This window comes from Mogibacterium kristiansenii (genome assembly GCF_009695905.1).
GTDB classification, from domain to species: Bacteria; Bacillota; Clostridia; order Peptostreptococcales; family Anaerovoracaceae; genus Mogibacterium_A; species Mogibacterium_A kristiansenii.
Genome location: NZ_VUNA01000007.1, coordinates 26,681 through 48,540 on the forward strand (window position 1 = coordinate 26,681; position 21,860 = coordinate 48,540).

At 52.9% G+C, this 21,860-nt stretch carries 18 protein-coding genes and 1 tRNA gene; 2 read left to right on the plus strand and 17 right to left on the minus strand.

The genetic code is table 11. The annotated features are described in order from the left end of the window. Positions 1-70: 70 nt before the first annotated feature. Complete coding sequence (gene prmA / locus FYJ65_RS04555; protein WP_154554179.1) at positions 71-1,045, minus strand: 50S ribosomal protein L11 methyltransferase; 975 nt, start codon at positions 1,043-1,045, stop codon at positions 71-73. Beyond that, the gene (locus FYJ65_RS04560; RefSeq protein WP_154554180.1) at positions 1,046-1,912 is read right to left on the minus strand and encodes a deoxyribonuclease IV; all 867 of its coding nucleotides are present in this window, start codon (positions 1,910-1,912) and stop codon (positions 1,046-1,048) included. Between the two features lie 122 nt (positions 1,913-2,034). Between FYJ65_RS04560 and FYJ65_RS04565 the strand changes: the two genes are divergently transcribed. After that, on the plus strand, positions 2,035-2,778 hold the full coding sequence (locus tag FYJ65_RS04565) for a tRNA threonylcarbamoyladenosine dehydratase (protein ID WP_154554181.1): 744 nt from the start codon (positions 2,035-2,037) through the stop codon (positions 2,776-2,778). A gap of 62 nt (positions 2,779-2,840) precedes the next feature. Next, complete coding sequence (locus FYJ65_RS04570; RefSeq protein ID WP_154554182.1) at positions 2,841-5,237, plus strand: glycoside hydrolase family 2 protein; 2,397 nt, start codon at positions 2,841-2,843, stop codon at positions 5,235-5,237. An 853-nt stretch (positions 5,238-6,090) separates the two neighbouring features. On the opposite strand, the gene FYJ65_RS04575 is transcribed toward FYJ65_RS04570, so the two are convergent. The 15 genes from FYJ65_RS04575 to FYJ65_RS04645 all read right to left on the minus strand — a co-directional run bounded on the left by FYJ65_RS04575 (position 6,091) and on the right by FYJ65_RS04645 (position 21,781). Next, a tRNA-Gly gene (locus FYJ65_RS04575) sits at positions 6,091-6,165 on the minus strand. Between the two features lie 183 nt (positions 6,166-6,348). Further along, positions 6,349-7,035, minus strand: a complete 687-nt coding sequence (sfsA, locus tag FYJ65_RS04580) for a DNA/RNA nuclease SfsA (protein ID WP_154554183.1) — start codon at positions 7,033-7,035, stop codon at positions 6,349-6,351. Next, entirely contained in the window at positions 7,032-8,702 is a 1,671-nt protein-coding gene (locus tag FYJ65_RS04585; protein WP_154554184.1) for a HAMP domain-containing sensor histidine kinase, read from the minus strand. The genes sfsA and FYJ65_RS04585 overlap by 4 nt, the downstream gene beginning before the upstream one ends. Beyond that, entirely contained in the window at positions 8,683-9,456 is a 774-nt protein-coding gene (locus FYJ65_RS04590; protein ID WP_154554185.1) for a response regulator transcription factor, read from the minus strand. The genes FYJ65_RS04585 and FYJ65_RS04590 overlap by 20 nt, the downstream gene beginning before the upstream one ends. Before the next feature lie 3 nt (positions 9,457-9,459). After that, a complete protein-coding gene (locus FYJ65_RS04595) occupies positions 9,460-9,690 on the minus strand; it encodes an acyl carrier protein (protein ID WP_154554186.1) in 231 nt (76 codons plus the stop codon). 39 nt (positions 9,691-9,729) lie between these two features. Then, positions 9,730-10,938, minus strand: coding sequence for a diaminopimelate decarboxylase family protein (locus FYJ65_RS04600; protein WP_154554187.1), 1,209 nt, complete (start codon positions 10,936-10,938; stop codon positions 9,730-9,732). Then, positions 10,935-12,515, minus strand: coding sequence for an amino acid adenylation domain-containing protein (locus tag FYJ65_RS04605; RefSeq protein ID WP_154554188.1), 1,581 nt, complete (start codon positions 12,513-12,515; stop codon positions 10,935-10,937). Before FYJ65_RS04605 ends, FYJ65_RS04600 begins: the two co-directional genes overlap by 4 nt. Positions 12,516-12,530: 15 nt before the next feature. Then, positions 12,531-13,607, minus strand: coding sequence for a hypothetical protein (locus FYJ65_RS04610; protein WP_154554189.1), 1,077 nt, complete (start codon positions 13,605-13,607; stop codon positions 12,531-12,533). Positions 13,608-13,623: 16 nt separating this feature from the next. Further along, positions 13,624-15,195 (minus strand): MBOAT family O-acyltransferase, encoded by a 1,572-nt coding sequence (locus tag FYJ65_RS04615; RefSeq protein WP_154554190.1) that lies wholly within the window; start codon positions 15,193-15,195, stop codon positions 13,624-13,626. Between the two features lie 205 nt (positions 15,196-15,400). Next, a complete protein-coding gene (locus tag FYJ65_RS04620; RefSeq protein ID WP_154554191.1) occupies positions 15,401-17,308 on the minus strand; it encodes a heavy metal translocating P-type ATPase in 1,908 nt (635 codons plus the stop codon). Between the two features lie 36 nt (positions 17,309-17,344). After that, positions 17,345-17,563: a cation transporter gene (locus tag FYJ65_RS04625; RefSeq protein ID WP_154554192.1), complete on the minus strand. Its 219-nt coding sequence runs from the start codon at positions 17,561-17,563 to the stop codon at positions 17,345-17,347. Between the two features lie 13 nt (positions 17,564-17,576). After that, positions 17,577-17,906 (minus strand): ArsR/SmtB family transcription factor, encoded by a 330-nt coding sequence (locus tag FYJ65_RS04630; protein WP_154554193.1) that lies wholly within the window; start codon positions 17,904-17,906, stop codon positions 17,577-17,579. Positions 17,907-19,482: 1,576 nt separating this feature from the next. Then, positions 19,483-19,935 carry a GatB/YqeY domain-containing protein gene (locus tag FYJ65_RS04635; RefSeq protein ID WP_154554194.1) on the minus strand — a complete coding sequence of 151 codons (453 nt, stop codon included), beginning with the start codon at positions 19,933-19,935 and terminating at the stop codon, positions 19,483-19,485. Between the two features lie 20 nt (positions 19,936-19,955). Beyond that, complete coding sequence (gene rpsU, locus FYJ65_RS04640) at positions 19,956-20,135, minus strand: 30S ribosomal protein S21 (RefSeq protein ID WP_092088778.1); 180 nt, start codon at positions 20,133-20,135, stop codon at positions 19,956-19,958. A gap of 122 nt (positions 20,136-20,257) precedes the next feature. Further along, on the minus strand, positions 20,258-21,781 hold the full coding sequence (locus tag FYJ65_RS04645) for an NAD(P)H-hydrate dehydratase (protein ID WP_154554195.1): 1,524 nt from the start codon (positions 21,779-21,781) through the stop codon (positions 20,258-20,260). Positions 21,782-21,860 lie beyond the last annotated feature (79 nt).

A 21,860-nucleotide genomic window follows, 5' to 3' on the forward strand; every position in this document is an offset into this window, starting at 1 on the left:
TAATCTCCTTTTACTCTAGTCTTTGTTCAATAATATTCCATCCGCGCTGTTTTATCAACACGAAATTTATTTACAGACGGGCGGCGATGCAGCACCAGTCTCCTTTTTCTGCAGTTTCCAGTACGGTAAAACCAAGTTCTTCCAATGCTTGCACAACCGACACCTCTTGCTCCACTAAAATGCCGGAGGTAACGTATCGGCCGCCCGGAAGCATGTGCTTCGGAATATCCGGACTGAGGCGAAGCACCAGATGGGTCAGCAGATTGGCCACCACCACGTCCGCTTGGAAATCCACCCCTTCCGTCAAATCTCCCATTTGGAAGCGGGCGATGTCCATCACGCCGTTCCGTTCGCCGTTTTCTTCCGATGCGGTGACCGCTTCGTCGTCGATATCGATGCCCAGCACCCGGGATGCACCCAGGCGCGCCGCGATGATGGACAGGATGCCGCTTCCGCAGCCCACATCCAGCACCGTCTCACCCGGCTCCAGGTATTTCTCCATCAGCAATGTGGTGAGGGCGGTGGTTTCATGGGTTCCCGTTCCAAAGGCCATACCCGGATCGATGGAAATTACCACTTCCTCGTCCGATGCCGGTTCGTATTCCTCCCAGCTCGGGCAGACCACGATGTGTTCCGTAATCTTTGTGGGCTTGAAGTAGGCCTTCCACTTGTCCTTCCATTCCTCATCTCCCCGAAGGGTCAGCCTTATCTTGCCGCTTCCCAGTGAGTCCGCATTTAAATTCTCTCCGTATACGCCGGAAGCCAAGCGGTTCCGAACCGCCGGCATCCAATCCTGAAGCTTTCGGCGAATCGCCTCCGCTTCCTCCAAGGTTTCGGTGTATACGGTTACCGTGGCGCTGCGGTCCTTCCGTGCCAGTATTTCCTCCCGGTCCACGTACTCGGTACCCCAGGCCTCATCCATCATCTGTATGTCCAGATTGGGGTCGTCTACTGCGAACTGGGTGATGCCCAGTTCCGTCAATTCGTTTTCCACCAGTTCCACACCGGGCCCGGCGGTTTCAATTTGAAGTTCGTAGTAATTCACTTAACGGTTTTCCTCCTTCTCGGAATTTCTTTCCCGAATGGCTTCCCGAAGCATTCGGATTTCCGCGCCATATCCCTGCAGATCCTTCTGCGGGGTTTCCAAAATACACGGAAGCCCCTGCAGTGCCGGATGACAGAGAATCTTTACCATTCCCTCTTTTCCGATGGCTCCCTCTCCAATCCGGGCGTGCCGGTCTTTGTGGGCCCCCAGCGGATTCATGCTGTCGTTGATGTGAAGCGCTTTCAGCTTCGACAGCCCGATGCACCGATCGAATTCCTCCAGCACCTCATCCAGATGGTTCACGATATCGTATCCCCCATCGTTTACGTGACAGGTGTCCAGGCAAACACCCACATGATCGCTCAGATTCACTTGCCGAATAATTTCTGCCAATTCCTCAAAGCGGCCTCCGATCTCGCTGCCCTTTCCCGCCATGGTCTCCAGGAGTACGGTGGTCTTCTGTTCCTCCCAAAGCATTTCGTTCAGGGTGTCGGAAATCATCCGAATTCCATTCTCTGCGCCCTGCCCCACATGGCTGCCGGGATGAAAGTTATAATAATTTCCCGGGAGAAGTTCCATCTTCTCCAGATCCTCTTTCATGCACATCCGGGCAAATTCCCGAACACGCTCGTCCTTGGAACAGGCATTCATGGTATAGGGTGCGTGCGCCACCAGCTTTCCGAATCCGTTCTGCGCCATGATTTTCCGAAGCTTTGCCGCATCTTCCGGATCTGCCTTTTTGCTTTTACCCCCTCGAGGATTTCGTGTAAAAAAAGCAAAGGTATCCGCCTCGATCTCCAGTGCCCGCTTTCCCATTTCTTCAAAACCACCTGCCGAGGACAGATGGCATCCGATATATACGCTCATTTTTTATTCTCCTTTTTTAATACCTTATATATTAGCATTTCTGATGGAATTCTGTAAAGACACATTGCATGATGAGAAAAAAATTTGTAAAATTTAAGAAGATTGAAATCAGGAGGAATGGAATGATACATCAGAATTCACGGACAGCACGGGTAATGGGCTCGGAAGCATTGGAAACCCTGGCACAGAAGCACGTTGCCATTTTCGGCGTGGGCGGTGTCGGCGGCTACGTAGCGGAGGCACTGGCCAGAAGCGGCGTGGGCACCATCGAGATCATCGATAATGACGATATTTCCTTGACCAATCTGAATCGCCAGATTATCGCCACCCGGAGCACCGTGGGGCAAGTCAAAGTTACCGCCATGGCAAATCGAATTCGGGATATCAATCCGGACATTCAAGTGATTGCCCACCGCACCTTCTACATGCCGGAACAGGCCGAGCATTTCGATTTCAGCGCCTTCGATTACGTTATCGATGCCATCGACACGGTGACCGCCAAGCTGGACATCATCCGCCGCTGCTGCGAACTGGGAACACCCATTATCTCCGCCATGGGATGCGGAAACCGTTTCGATCCCACCAAGCTGGTGGTTACGGATATTTACAAAACCCAGATGGATCCGCTGGCGAAAGTCATTCGCCGGGAACTCCGAAAGGATGGCATCCGAAAACTGAAAGTGGTCTATTCCACGGAGGCCCCGATTCCGCCCTACGAGGATGAGGAGGAAACCACTCGCCGCAACCTTCCCGGTTCTACCCCGTTCGTACCGGCAGCCGCCGGACTAATCATCGCATCGGAGGTGGTACGGGAACTCACCGGATTCGACCCTTCGGATCGTCTCCGAGGCGGACGCCAGAAGTAATGGAATCCGACCTTCGTCTGTGCTAAAATGAATTATATTGTTATTTGAAAAGAGGCGTAGTAATGAACGATAGAAAATATCTCAACAACGAGTGGAAATTCACGGAGGATGCGGAAACCGATGCCACCGTGTCGGTTCGAATTCCCCACACATGCAAAGAGTTTCCCTATCACTATTTCAATGAATCCAAGTGCCAGATGCGCTGCAAATACGAGCGCCCCCTGTTCATCCTGGATGAGTGGAAAGGCAAAACCCTCCTTCTCACCTTTGAAGGTGCCGCACACAACGCCGAGGTGTTCATCAACGATGAGCCGGTATACGAACATCGCTGCGGATATACTGCTTTTACCATTGATATCACCAACCACGTGGAATACGGTAAAAGCAACCGCATCCGTGTCATTTTGGACACCCGGGAAAGCCTGAATATTCCGCCATTCGGAGAGCATTCGGACTTCCTGGCCTACGGCGGCATCTATCGGGACGTGTACCTGGATGTCAAGGAAAAGATGCACATTCAGGACGTGTATGTACGCACCCATTTTCCAAAGGGTCGGGCGCAGGCCATCAGCCGGGTGAAGGTTGCCAACCCGGAACCGGCGGTGCAGATTCGTCAGGGAATTCGCATGCACGGATCCGATAACGACTATACAGATGTGGGCTACGTATCCGCCACGAAAGGAACCATGGCTTTCTCCATGGGAAGCATCCGGCGCTGGGAACCGGATGACCCGGTTCTGTACGATCTTCGGACGGAACTGCTGGCAGAAGGGAAAGTCGTGGACACCGTGATTACCCGGGTGGGATTCCGAGAAGCGGAATTCCGCAAAGACGGCTTCTATCTGAACGGAAAGAAAATCAAGCTTCGGGGGCTCTGCCGGTCGCAGGCTTTCCCATACGTTGGTTATGCCATGCCGGATTCCATGCAGATTGAGGATGCGAATATTCTGAAGAACGAACTGGGGGTGAACGCTGTTCGGGCGGCAAATTACCCGCAGTCTCCGGCCTTCCTGAATCGCTGCGACGAGCTGGGTCTTCTGGTTATCTGTGAAATCCCGGGCTCCCGCTACATCGGCAATATCAAATGGAAAAATCAGGAACTGCAGAACACGAAGGAGATGATTCTTCAAAACCGGAACCACCCTTCCATCATCCTGTGGAGCATTCGAGTGGGCGAATCGGAAGAAGACGACGACTTCAATCGGCGAATCTCCGGGCTGGCACGCAAGCTGGATCCGGATCGGGCGACGACCGGCGTCCACCGGAAACCGAAAGAACACATGGCAGAAGATGTGTATGCCTATAACGATTTTGCCGCAGGTCTGAATGGCGCTGCCTGCCGCCGGAAATCCGACGTCGTTTCGGACATGGAGAAGCCGTACCTGATTTCGGCCTTTGGCGGTGTTTCCTATCCGGCAAAATCCGGCGATGATGAAGCGCGCCGACTGGGTCAGGCCCTGCTGTATTCCAACGTCCTTCACGACGTGGAGCAGCACGTGGATGTTCTGGGCAGTTTTGGCTGGAACATGACGGATTACAATGCCCATCAGAATTACGGCAGCGGGGACCGCATCTGCTATCACGGCGTGATGGATATGTTCCGGAACCCGAAGTTGGCAGCCGCAGCCTATCAGATCTACCGGGACGAGGTACCGGTACTGGAGCTGTCCTCTTCCCTCTCCTTTGGAGAAAATCCGATGCATTCTCTGGGGGATGTGTACGCATACACCAACGCGGATGTTCTCCGCACGTATCGTAACGGAGAACCGATTCAAGAATATGAAGTAGCCAAGGGAATGCCGGTTCGAATCGATGATTTTATCGGAAACTGTTTAGAAGCGGAATCTGATTTTACCGAGGAGCAGCGGAAGGAAATTCGAAACCAATTGAATCACAAAGCCTGCACCGGCAGCTTTATGGAAGTTCGTGAGAAGAAAGGGTTCTTTGGCGGAAAGAAGACCGAAAGCGTGGACGAAAGTACATTGAACCGTCTCTACGAAAAGTACATTCTGGGAAATACCGGTCTGGTTCCGGAGTACCGCTTTGACGGTGTGAAGGACGGCCGAGTTGTGTCCAGCATTACCCGCGTTCCGATGAAGATGCACGACCTGGAAATCCGAGTATCGGCAACGGAGCTTCGCGAGGGCAAGACCTACGATGTGGCTTCCGTTCGCTTCCGGGCACTGGACGAGAACGGGAACATCCTGCCGTATGCCAACAATCCGCTGGCACTGAAAGCGGAAGGCAGCATCGATCTTATCGGTCCGAAATTCATCACCCTTCAGGGCGGCATGGGAGGAACCTATGTGCGCACCAACGGAAAGATGGGCATGGGAAAACTGATGATTAGCGGGCTTCAGAATCTTCACGGAAATCCGAAGGATCACCGCGGGGACGGCACGCCGTACAACAACCTGAACGGCGGCCGAGGCTACGAACTGATTTTCCATGTGAAGTAGCAAGCGAGCATTCCGCACCGGGAGCGATTATCGGTGTTCAAAAGGACACGTTATCGGCTCCCGGTGTTTTTGTGTTTTTTTGCACAGTAGAGATGGCATCCGGCCGGGCGGCATGGTGCCGTAATCCGGATGGCATGGCCGGACGATTTGGTGCCACGAAGCCGGATGGGCTTCCGGCGTCACGGGCGTGGTGCCTCACCGCCCGCTATCCCTTGTTTCTTCGTCGCCGGGCACCACGCTCCCTGCTTGAATCGGGGTTCGAGGCCGGACGACGTGGTGCCTCACCGCTCGCGAGCCCTTGTTTCTTCGTCGAGGGGCACCACGTCGGATGGGCGAATCGGAGCATGGGGACGAACGGCGTGGTGCCTCACCGCCCGCAAACCCTTGTTTCTTCGTCGAGGGGCACCACGTCGGATGGGCGAATCAGGGCACGGGGACGGATAGCGTGGTGCCTCACCGCCCGCTATCCCTTGTTTCTTCGTCGCCGGGCACCACGTCGCATAGGCTAATCAGGGCACGGGGACGGATAGCGTGGTGCCTCACCGCCCGCTATCCCTTGTTTCTTCGTCGCCGGGCACCACGTCGGATGGGCGAATCAGAGCACGGGGACGGGCGGCGTGGTGCCTCACCGCCCGCTATCCCTTGTTTCTTCGTCGAGGGGCACCACGTCGGATGGGCGAATCGGAGCATGGGGACGAACGGCGTGGTGCCTCACCGCCCGCTAGCCCTTGTTTCTTCGTCGCCGGGCACCACGCCCCCGATTTCCTCCAACCGAACAATTCCGGGAACCCGCCCCGGGTTCCCGGAATTCCCATCTATGCTCTGCTCTGCTGAATTTTCCAAAAAATAAAAATGGAGCGGAAGACGAGATTCGAACTCGCGACCCTCGCCTTGGCAAGGCGATGCTCTACCCCTGAGCCACTTCCGCAACATTTATTATATGATATCACTTTTCATTCTTCCTGTCAACGTTTTTTAGTATTATTTTTCAAATTTTCCGACGTTCCGGAATGCTGACAGGCATCCGCCCGGACGAAGCTATCGGCGGGCGGACGCACATGATAAATTATCGAAGCTCAGATCCGGTGGCAGATGCCCGCACTCTCTCTATTTATCGAATCTGAGCATCGCTTCGAATTTCCAGTCCGTCTTCTGTCACCTTGCACGGCAGTTCCAGGATTTGAACGCCGGCAGCCTTGGCTTCCGTCAGGGCTTCTCCGAATTCCGGATGGGTTTCCACGTTGGGCAGCACCTTCGTCACTTTAGGCATGGAAATGACGAAGGCCAGCATGGCATGGTACCCTTCGCCGGCAGCTTTTATCAGTTCGTGCAGATGTTTTACGCCGCGCAGAGTCGGAGCATCCGGAAAATAGCCGATTCCTTCTTTTTCCAGAGTGCACCCTTTAACCTCCAGAAGATAGCGTTCCGAAGTATTTTGTGCAGCTTTCATCCGTTCCATATAGAAATCCATTCGGGAGTTTCCGTAGGTGTACTCCGGGTGAATCACATCGAAGCCCTGTGCTGACAGCCACTCCTTCATCACCTGATTGGGCGCCTGACTGTCGATATTCACAAGACCCAGGGACTCCTTGTACACCGCCACCAGGTCATAGGCGGTTTTGCGGTTGGGATTATCCGAATGGTTCAGGATGACGCGGCTTCCCGGAAGGAGCAGTTCCCGGCAGCGCCCGGTGTTTTTCACATGCACCGTCTCCGGATGCCCGTTAATCTCCACATGGGCTACAAATCGATTGGGCCGGTCGATGAATTTCCCTTCTGCAATATCCGGATATCTCATTCTCTGCTTCCTTTCTTCACCGGCAATACAATCCGGTAGAACAATCCGTGTGTTCCTCGGCTGCCGGTAAATTCACTCACCGCAAGGGCGGTCTCTTTCTCATTCAAAATGGAAATCGCACCTCCGTGGGCTTCTACAATTCGCTGAGCCACGCTCAGACCCAGACCGGTCCCCTGACCGTTGCTCCGGGACGGCTCCGCTACCACGAAGGGGTCCAGCAGCACCGACTTCATCTGCTCCGGAATGCCCGGACCGTTGTCGCCGATATGGATGATGATGTTTTTTCCGTCGGCGGATTTCATCAGACGGACGAACAGGGTGGTGCCCTTCGGCGTGTATTTGACCGAATTGCTGATGATGTTCTCCCACACCCGATTCAGCTGATGATGGTCGAAGGCGGTTCGAATGTTCTCCTCCGGAATGTCCGCTTCCATGGAATACCCTTGAATATTCAATTCCTGATATCTGCCGGCGATGTATTCCCGCAGGTACTCCGCCAGATTTCCCTCCGTCATGGTATAGGCGAAATCCGGATGCTCCAGCATGCTGAAGTCGCTCAGGCTGCTGATCAGATTTGTCATGGTATCCACTCGTTCCTCGATAATCGCCAGGTAACGGTCCCGGTCCTCCGGCGGTACCAAACCGTCCCGAATCGCGTCCACATATCCTCGAATTACCGTAATCGGCGTCTTCAGATCGTGTGAAATGCCGCTTAGCATCTGCTGCTTTTGATTCCGGAGGGCCTGCTGCTTTTCCTCCGCTTCCACCAGCTTCTCCTCCAGCTGGTTAAAAGCGTCGATAACCGTGGTCACCTCCCTCGGTCCGGAATAGTCAACAATGGGACTTCTCTCCCCTTCTCGGAATCTCGCAATGGCATGTTCCAGGTCGGCCAGCGGCCGGCGCACCTTGTTCACGATGTACAGATCCATCAGCAGAATCGTGACGATGACCGCCAGGACGAACACCAGCAGACTGATAAAGAAGATTTTGGAATAGATTTTTCCCAGCTGCATTCCCACGCTTTCCGTGTGAATCAGTGCGGTTCGCGTCTCCCCATCCAACGTGGTAAAAGGAAATTTCTGAAGAATATTGCCGGACACGTCTTCTCCGTCGTTACTCTCTATCAGGTATCGAATCTCATCCTTTGTCAGCTGCTTTTTTCCCAGGTTGATGTTGGAATAGATTACATTTCGCTTGGAATCCAGCAGTGCGGTTCCCGAAAGATACTGTTCGGATTCGTCATTCCAACGGTACTGAAAAATCAGGTATCCGCTTTTCTTCAGCTGGTATCCGGAACCGATGCGCTGAACGCCGTAATATACATCCGGATAAATCTCGGAAATGTAACGCAGGGAATCTTTGTGGTATTTTTTGTTGGTTTTGCCGCGGCTATCATAGATGACTTTGGCATTCTCGTCCAGAATTTCCAGGTACCCGGTCTTGCCGAATGTCTTGGTCACCGGAACCCGGTCGTACTTCTCTTCTTCCAGAATATTGGTGTAATCCGCAATATCATAGGATTTCGGCATTACCACAACCCGGCGCGGAAGGAAATAGTTCACCCCGTAGAGAATTCCGGCAAGTCCCACAATCACCAGAAACAGAAGGATAAAACCCTTCATGAAAACCATATACAGGCTTCCCTCTTTACTTTTCAGTTTCTTCATCGCTGACCTTCTGTTCCTCGCAGAATTTATAACCGATGCCCCGCACCGTCTGGATGTAACGGGGCTCCCGTTTGTTCGCTTCGATCTTCTTCCGCAAATTGGAAATGTGCACCGTTATGGTATTTTCATCATTGATGTAATACTCTCCGTTCAGAAATTCGTATATCTGAATTTTGGTGTACACCCTTCCCGGATGGCTCATCAGGAGCTCCAGAATTCGGAACTCCGCCGGGGTGGTGGACACGATTTCCTCATCCACGTACAGCTTTCGAGTGTTTCGGTCCAACCGCAGGTTTTCGAACCGGATGTCATCTTCGGTCCGAAGCGGTTGGCTGCCGCCTTCTTCTCCGGCATCGGTCGAGAGGGAAGGATCCGGCTTCTTATCGAACTCGTAGCATCGCCGCAGCACCGAACGCACCCGGGCCACCACTTCCAAAGGGTTGAATGGTTTTACCAGGTAATCGTCGGCACCGATGTTCAGACCCACAATCCGGTCCGCATCTTCTCGCTTCGCCGATAAAACGATAATCGGGACAGCCGAAAACTCCCGCACCCGCCGAATGAGCTCGTATCCATCCATCCGAGGCATCATGATATCGAAGATACAAAGGTCCGCCGGCTGCTGCTCCATGATTTCCAGCGCCTCCGCCCCATTGGGAGCGTGGAGAACCTCATACCCCTCATTATTCAAATACAGCTTCAGCACCTGAACGATGTCCCCATCGTCCTCGGCAACCAGTATTCTGTAAGCCATTCTTTATGCATCCTCTTGCAGTCTTTCCACCATCTTCCACAGATTGGCCGCAGAGTTGAAATTCTCCGGCGTCATCTCCGCCGCATCGATGGAGATGTCAAAGGCATCCTCCAGCTCGCTCACCAGGGAGATAATCGCAAAAGAATCCAGCAGATGGTCGTCAATCAGGCCGGTTTCCGTTTCATAATCAATGGTATCGTCGATTTCATTCAAAATTTCCAGTAATTCGTTCATCGTATTTCTTCTTTCTCGCGTAACGCGTCATTCGTTAAATTAATTGCTTCGCACCGGGGTGTTCAGCGGGTGGGTCTGCATTTGCTTCCGCACCTCTGCCAAACCTTCCTTCTCGCTGTAGAGCACCACGCCCGGCAGCTCGTGGGTCAAGAACAGACTCATGCCCTCGTACACCGAATAGGCACCGGTTCGGGTAAAAACAATCAGATCGCCCTCCCGAAGCGGCCGGCAGGCATAGTCGCCAATTAAGATATCGTTGGTGGTGCACAGGGATCCGCAGATGGAATAGTGCACCGTCTCGGCACATTCGGCCGCCTCCGGCTTGCCCGAAAGTACTTTTACCTCCGGCACGTACATGCCTCGAATCTGCCCGTCGTAGTGGAGCTGGTGAATTCCGCCGTCGGTGATGGCATAATTCTTTCCGGAATTGGTCTTCACGTCGCACACCTTGGTGATGTAGTAACCGGTATCGTACGCCAAAGCGCGCCCCATCTCCAGGGTCACCGCCCCTTTCCAGCTCATCTGTGTTATTATATCACGAAATTCCGAAAGCTGCTCCGGCGATGTCACATCTTCTTCCTGCCCTTCGAAATACGGCACGCCGAAACCGGTTCCGTACTCCAGCATAGGCACCCGGAAACCCGCTTCCTCTTCCAGTCTTCGGAAGAATTCATCCAGCTTCTTCAGCTCCTTCCGATGCTTTGCCAGGCGGTGTTTCTGGGTGCCGGAAAAGAAATGAATTCCGTGGAATTCCACGCCCCTGTATTCCGCCCTTCGTTGGATTAAGGACAGTACGGTCTCCTCATCCATTCCGAATTGGCTGCCGTTTGTGAGCCGCGGGAGAACCCTCAGTACCAGATTCCCTTCGATTCCCATTCGGTTCAGCAATTCCAGCTGACTCGGGGACTCCGCGGTGTACAGCGCCCGGTCCCCGCAGTAATCCAGAATTTCTTCCAGATCTTCTGCTCGTTTCAGCACCCCGGAAATCAAGAGTTTTTCCGGGGGAATTCCCAGGCTTCGGCATACCCGAAACTCCCCGTCGGAGCACACCTCAATTCGCTGGGTTTCCGGAAGGGATGCCGCGGTGAGAAACGGATTGGTTTTCATGCAGTAGGTCAAACCGATTTCATCCCCCAGGTGTTTTCTAAAATATTGAAACCGCTCTAACAGGGTATCCGTATTGAAAATATACAGAGGGGTGGGATATCGCTCCGCCGCCTCCCGGATTATTCTATCTGAAAGCATCATTCTGTTTCCTCCAGTTCTGTCAACACCTTTCGGTCGATTTTTCCGTTTTTGTTCAGGTGAAATTCCTTGACGTGGTGGAATTTCCACGGAACCATGTAGGCCGGCAGCTTATCCTTCAGCTGCCGGTGCACCTCCGAAGCGGCCGCATCGCCGGTGTAATAGGCGGAAAGCCGGCTTCTTTTGGCATCGTAGGAACAGCAGCTCTGGCGCACCCCTTCCAGCGCATTCATCTGAAGCTCAATTTCCTCCAGCTCGATTCGATGCCCCATATGCTTGATCTGGAAATCCTTTCGGCCGGCAAAAACCATCTCTCCGTTTTCATCCAGCACCGCCAGGTCCCCGGTGCGGTACATCCGTCGGGTGGTTCCGTCGTCCTCCGTATACCGGACAAAATGCTTCGCCGTCTGCTCCGGATTGTGGTAGTATTCCCGCGCCAGGGATTCCCCCATCACGCAGATTTCTCCGGGCAGACCGGCCGTCTTCACCGGACGGTCCTCTTCGTCCAAGAGCACCACACTCCGTCCCGGGAACACCTTTCCCAAAGGCAGCTTTTCTTCCTTCCCGTACCGGCGCTCGATTGGGAAATAGGTGCAGTTGCAGGTGATTTCCGACGGCCCGTACAGGTTCACAAACTTCGTCTCCGGCAGATTTTCCTGCCAGATGGTGAGCTGCTTGATCGGCATCACCTCACCGGAGAACATCACCCGCTTCAGTTCCGTCGGCACCCGGTACCCGAATCCCTTCAGGCCGGAAATGATGCACAGCGCCGATACCGCCCAGGTCAGATTGGTTACGTGATTGTCGCAGATGTAATCCAGCAGCCGCGGCGGCGTGGAGAAGTATTCCCGCGGAATGAGGAGCAAAGAGGCCCCGGTCATCCACGCGGAATAGATGTCTTTTACCGATACATCAAAGTCAAAGGGCGCCTGATTTCCGATGACATCCTCTTCCGTGAATTCGAAAATCTCCACAAAATGCCGGATAAAGTCCATCACAGACTGCTGTTCCACCAGCACGCATTTCGGCGTTCCCGTGGACCCGGAGGTAAAAATACCGTACAAGGGATCGGTGCTCCGAATTTCCCGGCGAATCTTTATCAGCTTCATCATGGCCGCTTCCGACGTATTTCCTGCTTTCGCCTTTTCAACCAAGGCATCCAGGGACAGGGTTTTTCCTTCGTACCCCGCCCGGGAGAGTTTTTCCGTCTGTTTGTCTTCCACGATGACCAGGCGAGGCTCCAGAACGTTTAAAATGGAAGAAATTCGACTTTCCGTTTGCTCCGGGTTGATGCAAACGTAGAAGCTCCCCGCATAGATGGAAGCCAGAACCGCCGCCAGTTCACTGCAGCTCTTCTCCGCCAGGATGGCAATTGGAAAACCGGTCTCCACCTCCCCATCCTCTTCCGGATACAGGATTTCTCCCACTTCCGCCGCCATGCGCTGGGCCTGTTCAAACAGTTCGCCGTAGGTGAGCTCCCGAACCGGATCCTTCGCCGCCAAACGCTTTCCGTGAATCACTGCGGTATTCTCAAAGATGTCCAAAATGGTTTTACTCGCATTATCGATGTTTCTCTTCATATCTTTTTCCTTATCTTAATCTTGAACCTCTTTTTTCGTTCCGCCTTCCGCCAGCAGATTCTCCAAAGAATTCATGGTATCATCCCCGTTGATTTTCTTCATCTTTTTCTTCTCGGCAATCTCATAGTTGCCATATATTCGATTCCACTTGGCGGAAATTAGGGGGTCGTTCCGGCGATCCTCCAGGTTGCAGTTCTGAACCAAATAGTCCCGAAGGTAACCGGTGGTTTTGATGGCGCCGGAGATGTTCAAAGGATCTCCCCGGTCCCTGGTATCCGTTGCCCAATCGATCTGAAGTTCTTTTACCCGGCGATTCAAGTCCACATACGGGACGTTGGTTTTCTTCGCCAGCTTTGCCAGGGCGTTGCACCGCTGAATGTTGTAGTTCTTCGGGGACGGTGCGGAATAGAGAATCAGCTGGATTCCGTGCTTCTCACAGGTCTTCCGAATTGCGTCAAAATCCCGGCGATTGGCCTTGCTGATGGTATTCTGAACCTTATCCTTGTCCTTCGAATTGACCGTCGGTGCGCCCTCCGGTAGATTCATGTAATCCGCCGGTCCCGTGTACGGCCGAACCTTGCTGCTGATGCCGAACCCCTTATAAGTGGCGTGCATCTTCTGTGGAAATACCTGTTTCCAGCTGTTGTGGTAACGCAGCACCGGAAAGGCATTATATAATTTTTCCGCCAGGGCCGACTGCTTCCGGAAGGCTTGGCTCTTCCGGTTTCGGAATAAACTGTGGGTTTCCAGCAGGATGACCTTCGGCTTCTGGGATTCCAACGCGGTCTTCAGCACGTTTCGGGTATCCGCCAGATTGGCCCCCGGCTGTCCTGCCGCGTAGACCGTGTATCCGGTTTCGTTCCAAATCTTCATGGGGGAAATGCTGGTGTAGCTCTCGCTGTCTCCCATCACCAGCACATCGATGGTATTCTTCGGTTCGTTGGCAATGCGGGAATACACCGCATTTCTGCCGGCGCCCAGGTGATATTTCATGACCACCTTTGGGGTCAACACCAAACCCGGGAGGAAAATCAGGAGAAACAGAATCACCAGGAACAGACATGTTCTCAGCATATGCTTTTGTTTTTTCATAGGTTCCTCCTCCTTTCTAGAATCCCGCATAGATCAGATCCACGGTCTGGTATCCCGCCCCGTAGGCTCCGAATACGATAATAAAAACAATCAATCCGTAATACACGCTCCACCGCCAGAAGGTGGGAATCTTCGGAAAACGCTCGAAGAGATCCGGCTTCTTTTCCAGCAGGTCGTCCACGATGAACACCAGAACGGTTCCCACAATGACCACGAACCAGTCCCCCGGATCCAGTTTCAGGCTCAGCATGGAGGTGGCCAGGTTGTCGCTGATGAACGGTCCCCGGAACATATTGCGGCACATGGACAGAAACTGCCCAAAGGATTCCGCCCGGAACAGCATCTCGCCCATGACGATGATCACCCAGGTGCGGACCATATGCCACTTCTGAATAATCGGGTTGTCATCGGACACGTGAATCAGCCGCCGCATTTTCTCGCCCAGCGGTTCCAATGCCACTTCCGCCAGCAGAATGATGAAATAGTACACTCCGTACAGGATGTACGGCCACTTCGGTCCGTGCCAAAGCCCGTTCAGCATCCACACCGGGAACAGCGCCATCGCGCTGGTGACCACCATGGTGATGTATTTTCCGCAATGTTTCCGTCCGTACTTTCCCCATTTCTTCACCAGCGAAGAAGTGGTGACCGGATAGAAAATATAGTTCTTGAACCAGCGTCCCAAGGTGATGTGCCATCTCCGCCAGAACTCCGCGGCGCTCTTAGCCTTGAAGGGCTGACGGAAATTCTCGGGCAGCTTCACCCCGAAAATCCGTGACGATCCGATGACGATATCAATGGTACCGGAGAATTCCAGATACAGCTGAATGGTGGTAACCACCGCCGTCAACACGATCATGAATCCGCTGTAGTGCGCCTCCGGCCGATACAGCATCAGCACCGCCGTGTTCAATCGGTCCGAGACGATCATTCTTTTAAAAAGCCCCCAAATAATCCGGAAGCATCCCAGCCCCAGGTTCTCTCCCTGAATCGGTTCGCCGCTATACAGCGTGTCCTTCGTGTCGCTCCACTGAAGAATCGGACCTTCCATCACCGTCGGGAAGAAGATCAGGAACAGGAACAGCTTAAAGAAATTGGATTCCGCCTTCTCCCGCTTCCAGTACACGTCCAGCAAATAGCTCACCGCCTGCAGGGTATAGAACGAAATCCCGATGGGAACCAGAATCCGCCCCACGCTGAAATTTCCATTCCCGCCAAAATATCGAACCACCTGCATCGTCGTCTCCACGGTAAAAGCAGTATATTTCAGTGCCCCCAGGATGCCCACGGTCCCCAGCAGTCCCAGCTGCAGAATCTTCCGGGATTTCTCCTTCAGAGCGTTTCGCCGTTCCTTCTCCGAACGGTCAATGGCTTTAATCTGAACCTGTGTGCGGTCAATCCATCCCGCAATGCTGTAGGTAATCCCGGCGGTCACCACCGCCCAAAGGATAAGCTGCCGGCTAATCAGCCAAAAAAATACCACGCTGGCCCCCAACAGCACCCACCATCGCCGCTCCTTCTTCACCAGCTGGTACAGGAGTGCCACCGCCGGCAGGAAGATAAAATAGGAATTAACATTATATGCCATAGTATTTACCTTTCATTTTCAGTATCGGCATTATTATATCACGCTTGTATTAAGATTCTATTAAGATAGGGTTTTTCAATTCTTAAGATTTCTTAAGAATTCTTAAAGCTTGGATGATTTGTTCGCGAAACAAACGTTTCACACAAAAGGAAGCGGTGCCAAAGCCGGTTCTCACCGCTTTGGCACCGCCGCCATATTTCTTTATTTATAACCCTTTTCGCTTCAACATCCGCATGGAATTCAAAATACAAATTACAGCGACGCCCACGTCGGCGAACACGGCCCACCACATTCCGATAATGCCCAAAGCACCCAGAATCAAGAACAGAATCTTGATAAACAGTGCGAAAGCAATGTTCTGGTAAGCGATGCCCACCGTCTGCCGGGCAATTCGAATGGTGCGCGGGATTTTGCCGATATCGTCATCCATGATGACCACGTCCGCAGCTTCAATGGCCGCATCGGAACCCATGGAGCCCATGGCAATTCCCACATCCGCCCGGGAAAGCACCGGCGCGTCGTTGATTCCGTCCCCGATAAATGCCAGCTTCTTCTTGCCGTTGCTGCCGTCTTTCTTGTCGCCGGACATCCGTGCCAACAGTTCTTCCACTGCCTGCACCTTGTCCGCCGGCAGAAGCTCCGCCCGGAATTCATCCACGGACAGTTTCTCGGCAACCGCTTCCGCAATTCCCTTCCGGTCTCCGGTGAGCATCACGACGTGCCGGACGCCCTCCTGCTTCATCTCACGAATTGCTTTTACCGCACTATCCTTAATCTCGTCGGAGATGAGAATGGCCCCTTGGAATTTGCCGTCCGCCGCCACGTAGACGACGGTGGACTCTCCGTCCTGAATCTCTCGGTAGTCGATTCCGTTCTCCTCCATCAGCCGTTTATTTCCCACGTAGACCGTGGAATCACCTACTTTCGCAATGAGGCCCTGACCGGAGATATTCCGCGCATCCCGTGCCAGCCCCGGCTCCAAAACTTCGGTGTACGCTGCCTGAATGGATTTGGCGATAGGATGGGTAGACAGGCTTTCCACGATGGCGGCGTTCCGAAGCATCGTTTCTTCCAAAACACCTTCCGCCGGAACCACTCGAGTCACGTGAAAAACGCCTTCCGTCAGTGTGCCGGTTTTGTCCGAAACCACCGTGTCCAAATGCGCCATCTGTTCTAAATAGTTGGAGCCCTTTACCAGCACGCCGATGTTCGACGCCGCTCCGATGCCGCCGAAAAAAGACAGGGGCACGGAAATGACCAAAGCGCACGGGCAGGAGATTACCAGGAAGGTGCAGGCACGCATCATCCAATTCATCCAGTTGCCCGTAAAAATAGGCGGAATGAGGGCCAGTATCACCGCACCGGCCACCACGATTGGCGTATAGTACCGAGCGAACCGGGTGATGAAATTCTCCGTCTTCGACTTCTTGGAGGACGCGTTTTCCACCAGCTCCAGAATCTGAGCCACGGTTGAATCCTCGTACTTTTTCTCCGCCCGAATCTTCAGGAGACCTTCGCCGTTAATACATCCGGAAATAATCTGATCTCCCGGAACCGCCGAACGCGGCACCGATTCTCCGGTAAGAGCCGATGTGTTCACCATGCTCTGACCCTCCAACACCGTGCCGTCCACCGGAATCTTCTCCCCGGCACGAATCACCAGGGTGTCCCCAATCTGCACTTCCTCCGGATCCACTTCCTCGATGGATCCATCGGCTCTCTCCACATTGGCAAAATCCGGGGCGATGTCCATCAGCTCCGTAATGGATCTTCTGGATTTCCCTACCGCGTAGCTCTGGAACCATTCACCCACCTGGTAGAACAGCATCACCGCAACCGCCTCGCTGTTTTCACCGGTCACAAAAGCGCCCACCGTCGCCAGGGTCATGAGAAAACACTCGTCCAGCAGCTGCCGGTTCTTTATGCCGAGAAAACATTTTTTTACCACGTCCCTACCGGCAATCAGATACGGAATTAAATACAGCACCAACTCGCCCCACCGGGTACCCAAAATCCCCGGAAAACCGCAGGTGTGCTCCACCACCATCAAAACCGCAAAGATGGATAAGCCAATCAGAATCTGCTTCAGTTGTCTTTTTAATCTCTTGCTCATACCCTCGTCCTCAGAATGATCTTCTATAAAAACAAACTACCGAATAACCTCACAGTCCGGCTCGACCTTGGCAATCACCTTGCAGGCTTCATCCAAAATCGCTTCGAAGGAGTCATCCTCCGCTTCCAGCGTCATCTTCTGGGTCATGAAATTGACCGATACCTCTTTAACACCGTCAATTTTGCGGATGGCATCCTCCATCTTTGCCGCGCAGTTTGCACAATCCACTTCATCCAACTTAAATTTCTTCTTCATGATAACCTCCTCGTTACTCTTCGATGTGATCTTTGCCCATTGCGATAATCGTACTTACGTGGTCGTCCGCCAGAGAATAGATCATGGACTTCCCCTCCCGGCGAGCGCAAAGAAGCTTGGCATTTCGAAGGATTTTCAGCTGATGAGAGACCGCCGATTGATTCATTTCCAGATCCTCGCAGATTTCCGACACGCTCTTCTCTCCCTGAGACAGGTCGACCAGTATCTTAATTCGTGTGGAATCCGCAAACATCTTGAACAGATCCGCCAAATCCATCAACTCATCTTCATTGATGCCTCCGATTCGGGCTCCCTTCTCTTCCTGATATTTTCGTTTCGTCATGTCTTCACTCCTTTCATACACGTTATCGTTTGTTCATATGAGTATATTATCATATATTCATATTATGTCAATACCCTTTTTCATTTTGTGCCGCGCGCTTACCGGCGCCGAAGGAATGGGATTTCCGCCGGCGATAAAGCGTTTTCCGCCGCCGCCCTCTGTGAAGATTTTGCTCCCCCGAACGGATCCGTAAGCCTTTGCGGGCGGCAGGGAGCAAAGGCGGCGGCCGGCGAGCCGGCAATAGGACGATTTCCGCCGCCGCCCTGTGTGAACTTTTTGCTCCCCGAAACGAAGCCGTATGCCTTTGCGGGCGGCGGGGAGCAAAGGCGGCGGCCGGCGAGCCGGCGACAAAGCGTTTTCCGCCGCCGCCCTCTGTGAACTTTTTGCTCCCCGAAACGGAGCCGTATGCCTTTGCGGGCGGCGGGGAGCAAAGGCGTCTGTCGGCGAGCCGGCGATAAGGCGTTTTCCGCCGCCGCCCTGTGTGAACTTTTTGCTCCCCGAAACGAATCCGTAAGCCTTTGCGGGCGGCGGGGAGCAAAGGCGCCTGTCGGTGAGCCGGCGATAAAGCGTTTTCCGCCGCCGCCCTCTGTGAACTTTTTGCTCCCCGAAACGGAGCCGTAAGCCTTTGCAGGCGGCGGGGAGCAAAGGCGCCTGTCGGTGAGCCGGCGATAAGGCGTTTTCCGCCGCCGCCCTGTGTGAACTTTTTGCTCCCCGAAACGGAGCCGTAAGCCTTTGCGGGCGGCGGGGAGCAAAGTCCGCGGCCGGCACGCCGGCAATAGGACGATTTCCGCCGCCGCACTCTGTGAACTTTTTGCTCCCCGAAACGGAGCCGTAAGCCTTTGCGGGCGGCGGGGAGCAAAGGCGGCGGCCACTTAACCGGTGCCCCGGGTTACACCCGGGACACGAACAGATGAAAAGAGACGCACGAAAGAATCTCTCCGATCTTCGTGCATCTCTTCTCATCATTGTAATTCCGAAAGGAAAGAATTGACGACGAACACCCACATTTCCCTCCTTTCGTCGTCAATTCTAATCTTCCAATCGTGTCTGCCACTCTAATTTGCATTCGGCCCACAAAAAATTGACGACAGACCCTCGCTCTTGAGCAGTCTTTCGTCAATCTAGTTATTTTCTGTCCAAATTGCTCCAATGCAAATTCGACAGAAATTCGAAATCACTTCTTCATACCCGAATTTCCTGCTTTCGAGACCTCATCTCACCCTTCCTCCGGGCATTTAACTCTAATCCACCCGGCGGCCGCGGGGAAATTGACGACGGAACCTCGGGGGAGAGCGTTTCGTCGTCAATTTCTTCCGATTTCTTGAAATTTCTTGAAAGAGTCACAAATTAGAGGTTGTACGTACTATAGTGTACCCATAGAAGCGGACACTTTTACAAATTGAGCACCTTGAAGAAAGCCATTCAATTCGGACGCCCTCGTATGGTGGACAGCCGAAAAAGTAAGGATTTGAAGGGAGACCGATGCCAGTGCCAGCATCGGCACCCGGCGGCCGGAGAAATCCAAAAAAATAAAAAAGAGACCGCCGCACCATTGTGCAGCAGCCCCTTCTGATAGCTACTTACCACTTAAGTATTCTTTAACAACCTTCGAGACGACAGCACCGTCTGCCTGGCCTTTCAGCTCTGCCATAGCGGCTTTCATCATCGGACCCATACTCTTCATCGAGCGGTCCAATCCGGATTCTTCACAAATTCGCTCCACAGCGGCGCGAACAGCTTCCTCCGACATTTCCTCCGGCAAATACTGCTTCAGAATATCGATTTCTGTTCTATAACTATCGAGTAAATCCTGTCTTCCTGCCTTTTCGAAATCAGCAATCGCGTCAGTACGCATCTTAAGCTGTTTCTTAATAATCGGAACGATGTCGGCATCCTCCAGAGTTACCTGCTGATCAATCTCATGTTGCTTAATCGCGGCACGAATCAGATTAACGGTTTCCTTCCGGGTGCTGTCATGCGCCTTCATCGCTTCCTTATAATCGGTAAGCAATTGTTCCTTAAGACCCATTGAATACCTCCTTTACCAGATTAATACTTTCTGGCTTTCTTTCTAGCAGCTTCGGATTTCTTCTTACGCTTTACGCTTGGCTTCTCGTAGTGCTCTCTCTTTCTGAGCTCAGACATAACGCCATCGCGAGCGCAAGATCTCTTAAATCTCTTAAGAGCGCTCTCTAAGCTTTCGTTTTCTCTAACGATAACCTGTGCCATATTCCGATTTCACCTCCTACCGTACTCAGAATGTAAATGGAACAGAATCGTCCATAACATTGTAATTGTATCATCATCAATCTATTTCTGCAAGTGATTTTTTAAAGAAATTTCACAACTCCTTAGAAAATACTTTCGACGATGTCTCCGGCCATCATCTTCCGGCGGGAATCCTCGTCCACTGCAAACTTATCCGCCGCCATGCCGTGAATCATCACGCCGTACAGCAAGCTGTTGTTCTCCGAATTGCCCTGAGCAATCAGGGATGCAATTACCCCGGAGAGCACATCCCCGGATCCCGCCGTCGCCAGACCGGAATTGCCGGTGACGTTCAGGTACAGCCGCTGAGTACCATCTTCCTTAATCAGGGAAACCAGCGACACGTCGGACTTCACCACCATGCTCACCCGGTATAGCTCCGAGAACTTCTTTGTAAAGCCGATTCGATTTTTTTCAATCACCTGGATGTCTTCTCCGCAGAGCCGCGCCATCTCACCCACGTGCGGCGTGATGATGCACGGGCATTTTCTTTTACGGAACGGCTTCAGATTCTTGGAAATCAGGTTCAGTGCACCCGCATCCAGCACCACCGGAGTCTCCTGTGCCAGGATTTCTTTGATAATCAGGCGTCCGGTTGCATCTTCCTTCATGCCCGGTCCCGCCAGGACCACGTCTACGCTTTCCACAAAATCATCCAGCGCTCCAATTACATCGTCCGTCTTGTACGGCACCACTACCGCTTCCGGGATGGATACATTGAAGAAACCGGTGAATTTGTTCGGGCAGAAAATCTTTACCAGCCCGCAGCCCGCTCTGTAGGAAGCTTTTGCCGAAAGCATCGCCGCCCCCATCATGCTACCCGGGCTCACCACGATTCCCACGGTTCCGTAGGTGCCCTTATGGGAAACCTCCGTTCTCGGAATCAGTGCCATATCCTTGGTTTTTCGGAAGAACTCCCGGTCGCACACGAAAATACGATCCGGAATATCCCGATATCCTCGTTTCGCCAGACCAATGTCTACTACTTTTACCTCGCCTGAAACCTTTCGTCCTTCGCAGAAGAACAGACCGGTCTTGTAATTTCCCATGGTTACGGTAAGGTCGGCCCGGAATACCGCGTTCATAATCTGACCAGTGGTGGCATTCAGTCCCGACGGAATGTCGATGGCCACTTTGTAGCCCTTCTTGGAATTCACATACTCCAGGAACTTCACAAAATTATTTCCGAAGCGGCGATTGAGTCCGGTTCCGAATATACCGTCCACCAGAACGTCGTATTCCGAACGCAGCGCCTTCAGGCTTTCCGCCGCATCTTCCGTTCCGTAGATTTTCAAATCCGGGAACATGGAGGAAATAATCCGAATCTGGCGCCGGAATTCTTTAGAAGTGCGGTTGGGATCTCCCACAAAATAGAGTGTGACGGAATAGCCCAAATGAAGGAGCCAGCGAGCAACGCACACTCCGTCTCCGCCGTTATTTCCCGGTCCGCACATAACCAGAACCCGCGTATTGGTATCCGGAAAGCGCTCCGTAATTTCGTTCACCACACCTCGGGATGCATTTTCCATCAGCACGGAACTTGGAACACCTTTGTCCATCGTGTATTCGTCCATGTATTTCATGGATTTTGCCGTTAATGCATACATATATCTACTCCTGCTTATACAGTTTTCTAACTAATTATACAGAATGCAATCTAAAAACACAATACAGCAAAGCTGAAAC

Bases quoted from the DNA above. Each gene is read 5' to 3' on its own strand.
- FYJ65_RS04590 (WP_154554185.1), bottom strand. From the start codon at position 9,456: ATGGCTTACAGAATACTGGTTGCCGAGGACGATGGGGACATCGTTCAG.
- FYJ65_RS04565 (WP_154554181.1), top strand. From the start codon at position 2,035: ATGATACATCAGAATTCACGGACAGCACGGGTAATGGGCTCGGAAGCA.
- FYJ65_RS04585 (WP_154554184.1), bottom strand. From the start codon at position 8,702: ATGAAGAAACTGAAAAGTAAAGAGGGAAGCCTGTATATGGTTTTCATG.
- FYJ65_RS04620 (WP_154554191.1), bottom strand. From the start codon at position 17,308: ATGAGCAAGAGATTAAAAAGACAACTGAAGCAGATTCTGATTGGCTTA.
- sfsA (WP_154554183.1), bottom strand. From the start codon at position 7,035: ATGAGATATCCGGATATTGCAGAAGGGAAATTCATCGACCGGCCCAAT.
- FYJ65_RS04630 (WP_154554193.1), bottom strand. From the start codon at position 17,906: ATGACGAAACGAAAATATCAGGAAGAGAAGGGAGCCCGAATCGGAGGC.
- FYJ65_RS04645 (WP_154554195.1), bottom strand. From the start codon at position 21,781: ATGTATGCATTAACGGCAAAATCCATGAAATACATGGACGAATACACG.
- FYJ65_RS04615 (WP_154554190.1), bottom strand. From the start codon at position 15,195: ATGGCATATAATGTTAATTCCTATTTTATCTTCCTGCCGGCGGTGGCA.
- FYJ65_RS04610 (WP_154554189.1), bottom strand. From the start codon at position 13,607: ATGAAAAAACAAAAGCATATGCTGAGAACATGTCTGTTCCTGGTGATT.
- FYJ65_RS04600 (WP_154554187.1), bottom strand. From the start codon at position 10,938: ATGATGCTTTCAGATAGAATAATCCGGGAGGCGGCGGAGCGATATCCC.
- FYJ65_RS04605 (WP_154554188.1), bottom strand. From the start codon at position 12,515: ATGAAGAGAAACATCGATAATGCGAGTAAAACCATTTTGGACATCTTT.
- rpsU (WP_092088778.1), bottom strand. From the start codon at position 20,135: ATGGCACAGGTTATCGTTAGAGAAAACGAAAGCTTAGAGAGCGCTCTT.
- FYJ65_RS04625 (WP_154554192.1), bottom strand. From the start codon at position 17,563: ATGAAGAAGAAATTTAAGTTGGATGAAGTGGATTGTGCAAACTGCGCG.
- FYJ65_RS04570 (WP_154554182.1), top strand. From the start codon at position 2,841: ATGAACGATAGAAAATATCTCAACAACGAGTGGAAATTCACGGAGGAT.
- FYJ65_RS04560 (WP_154554180.1), bottom strand. From the start codon at position 1,912: ATGAGCGTATATATCGGATGCCATCTGTCCTCGGCAGGTGGTTTTGAA.
- FYJ65_RS04635 (WP_154554194.1), bottom strand. From the start codon at position 19,935: ATGGGTCTTAAGGAACAATTGCTTACCGATTATAAGGAAGCGATGAAG.
- FYJ65_RS04595 (WP_154554186.1), bottom strand. From the start codon at position 9,690: ATGAACGAATTACTGGAAATTTTGAATGAAATCGACGATACCATTGAT.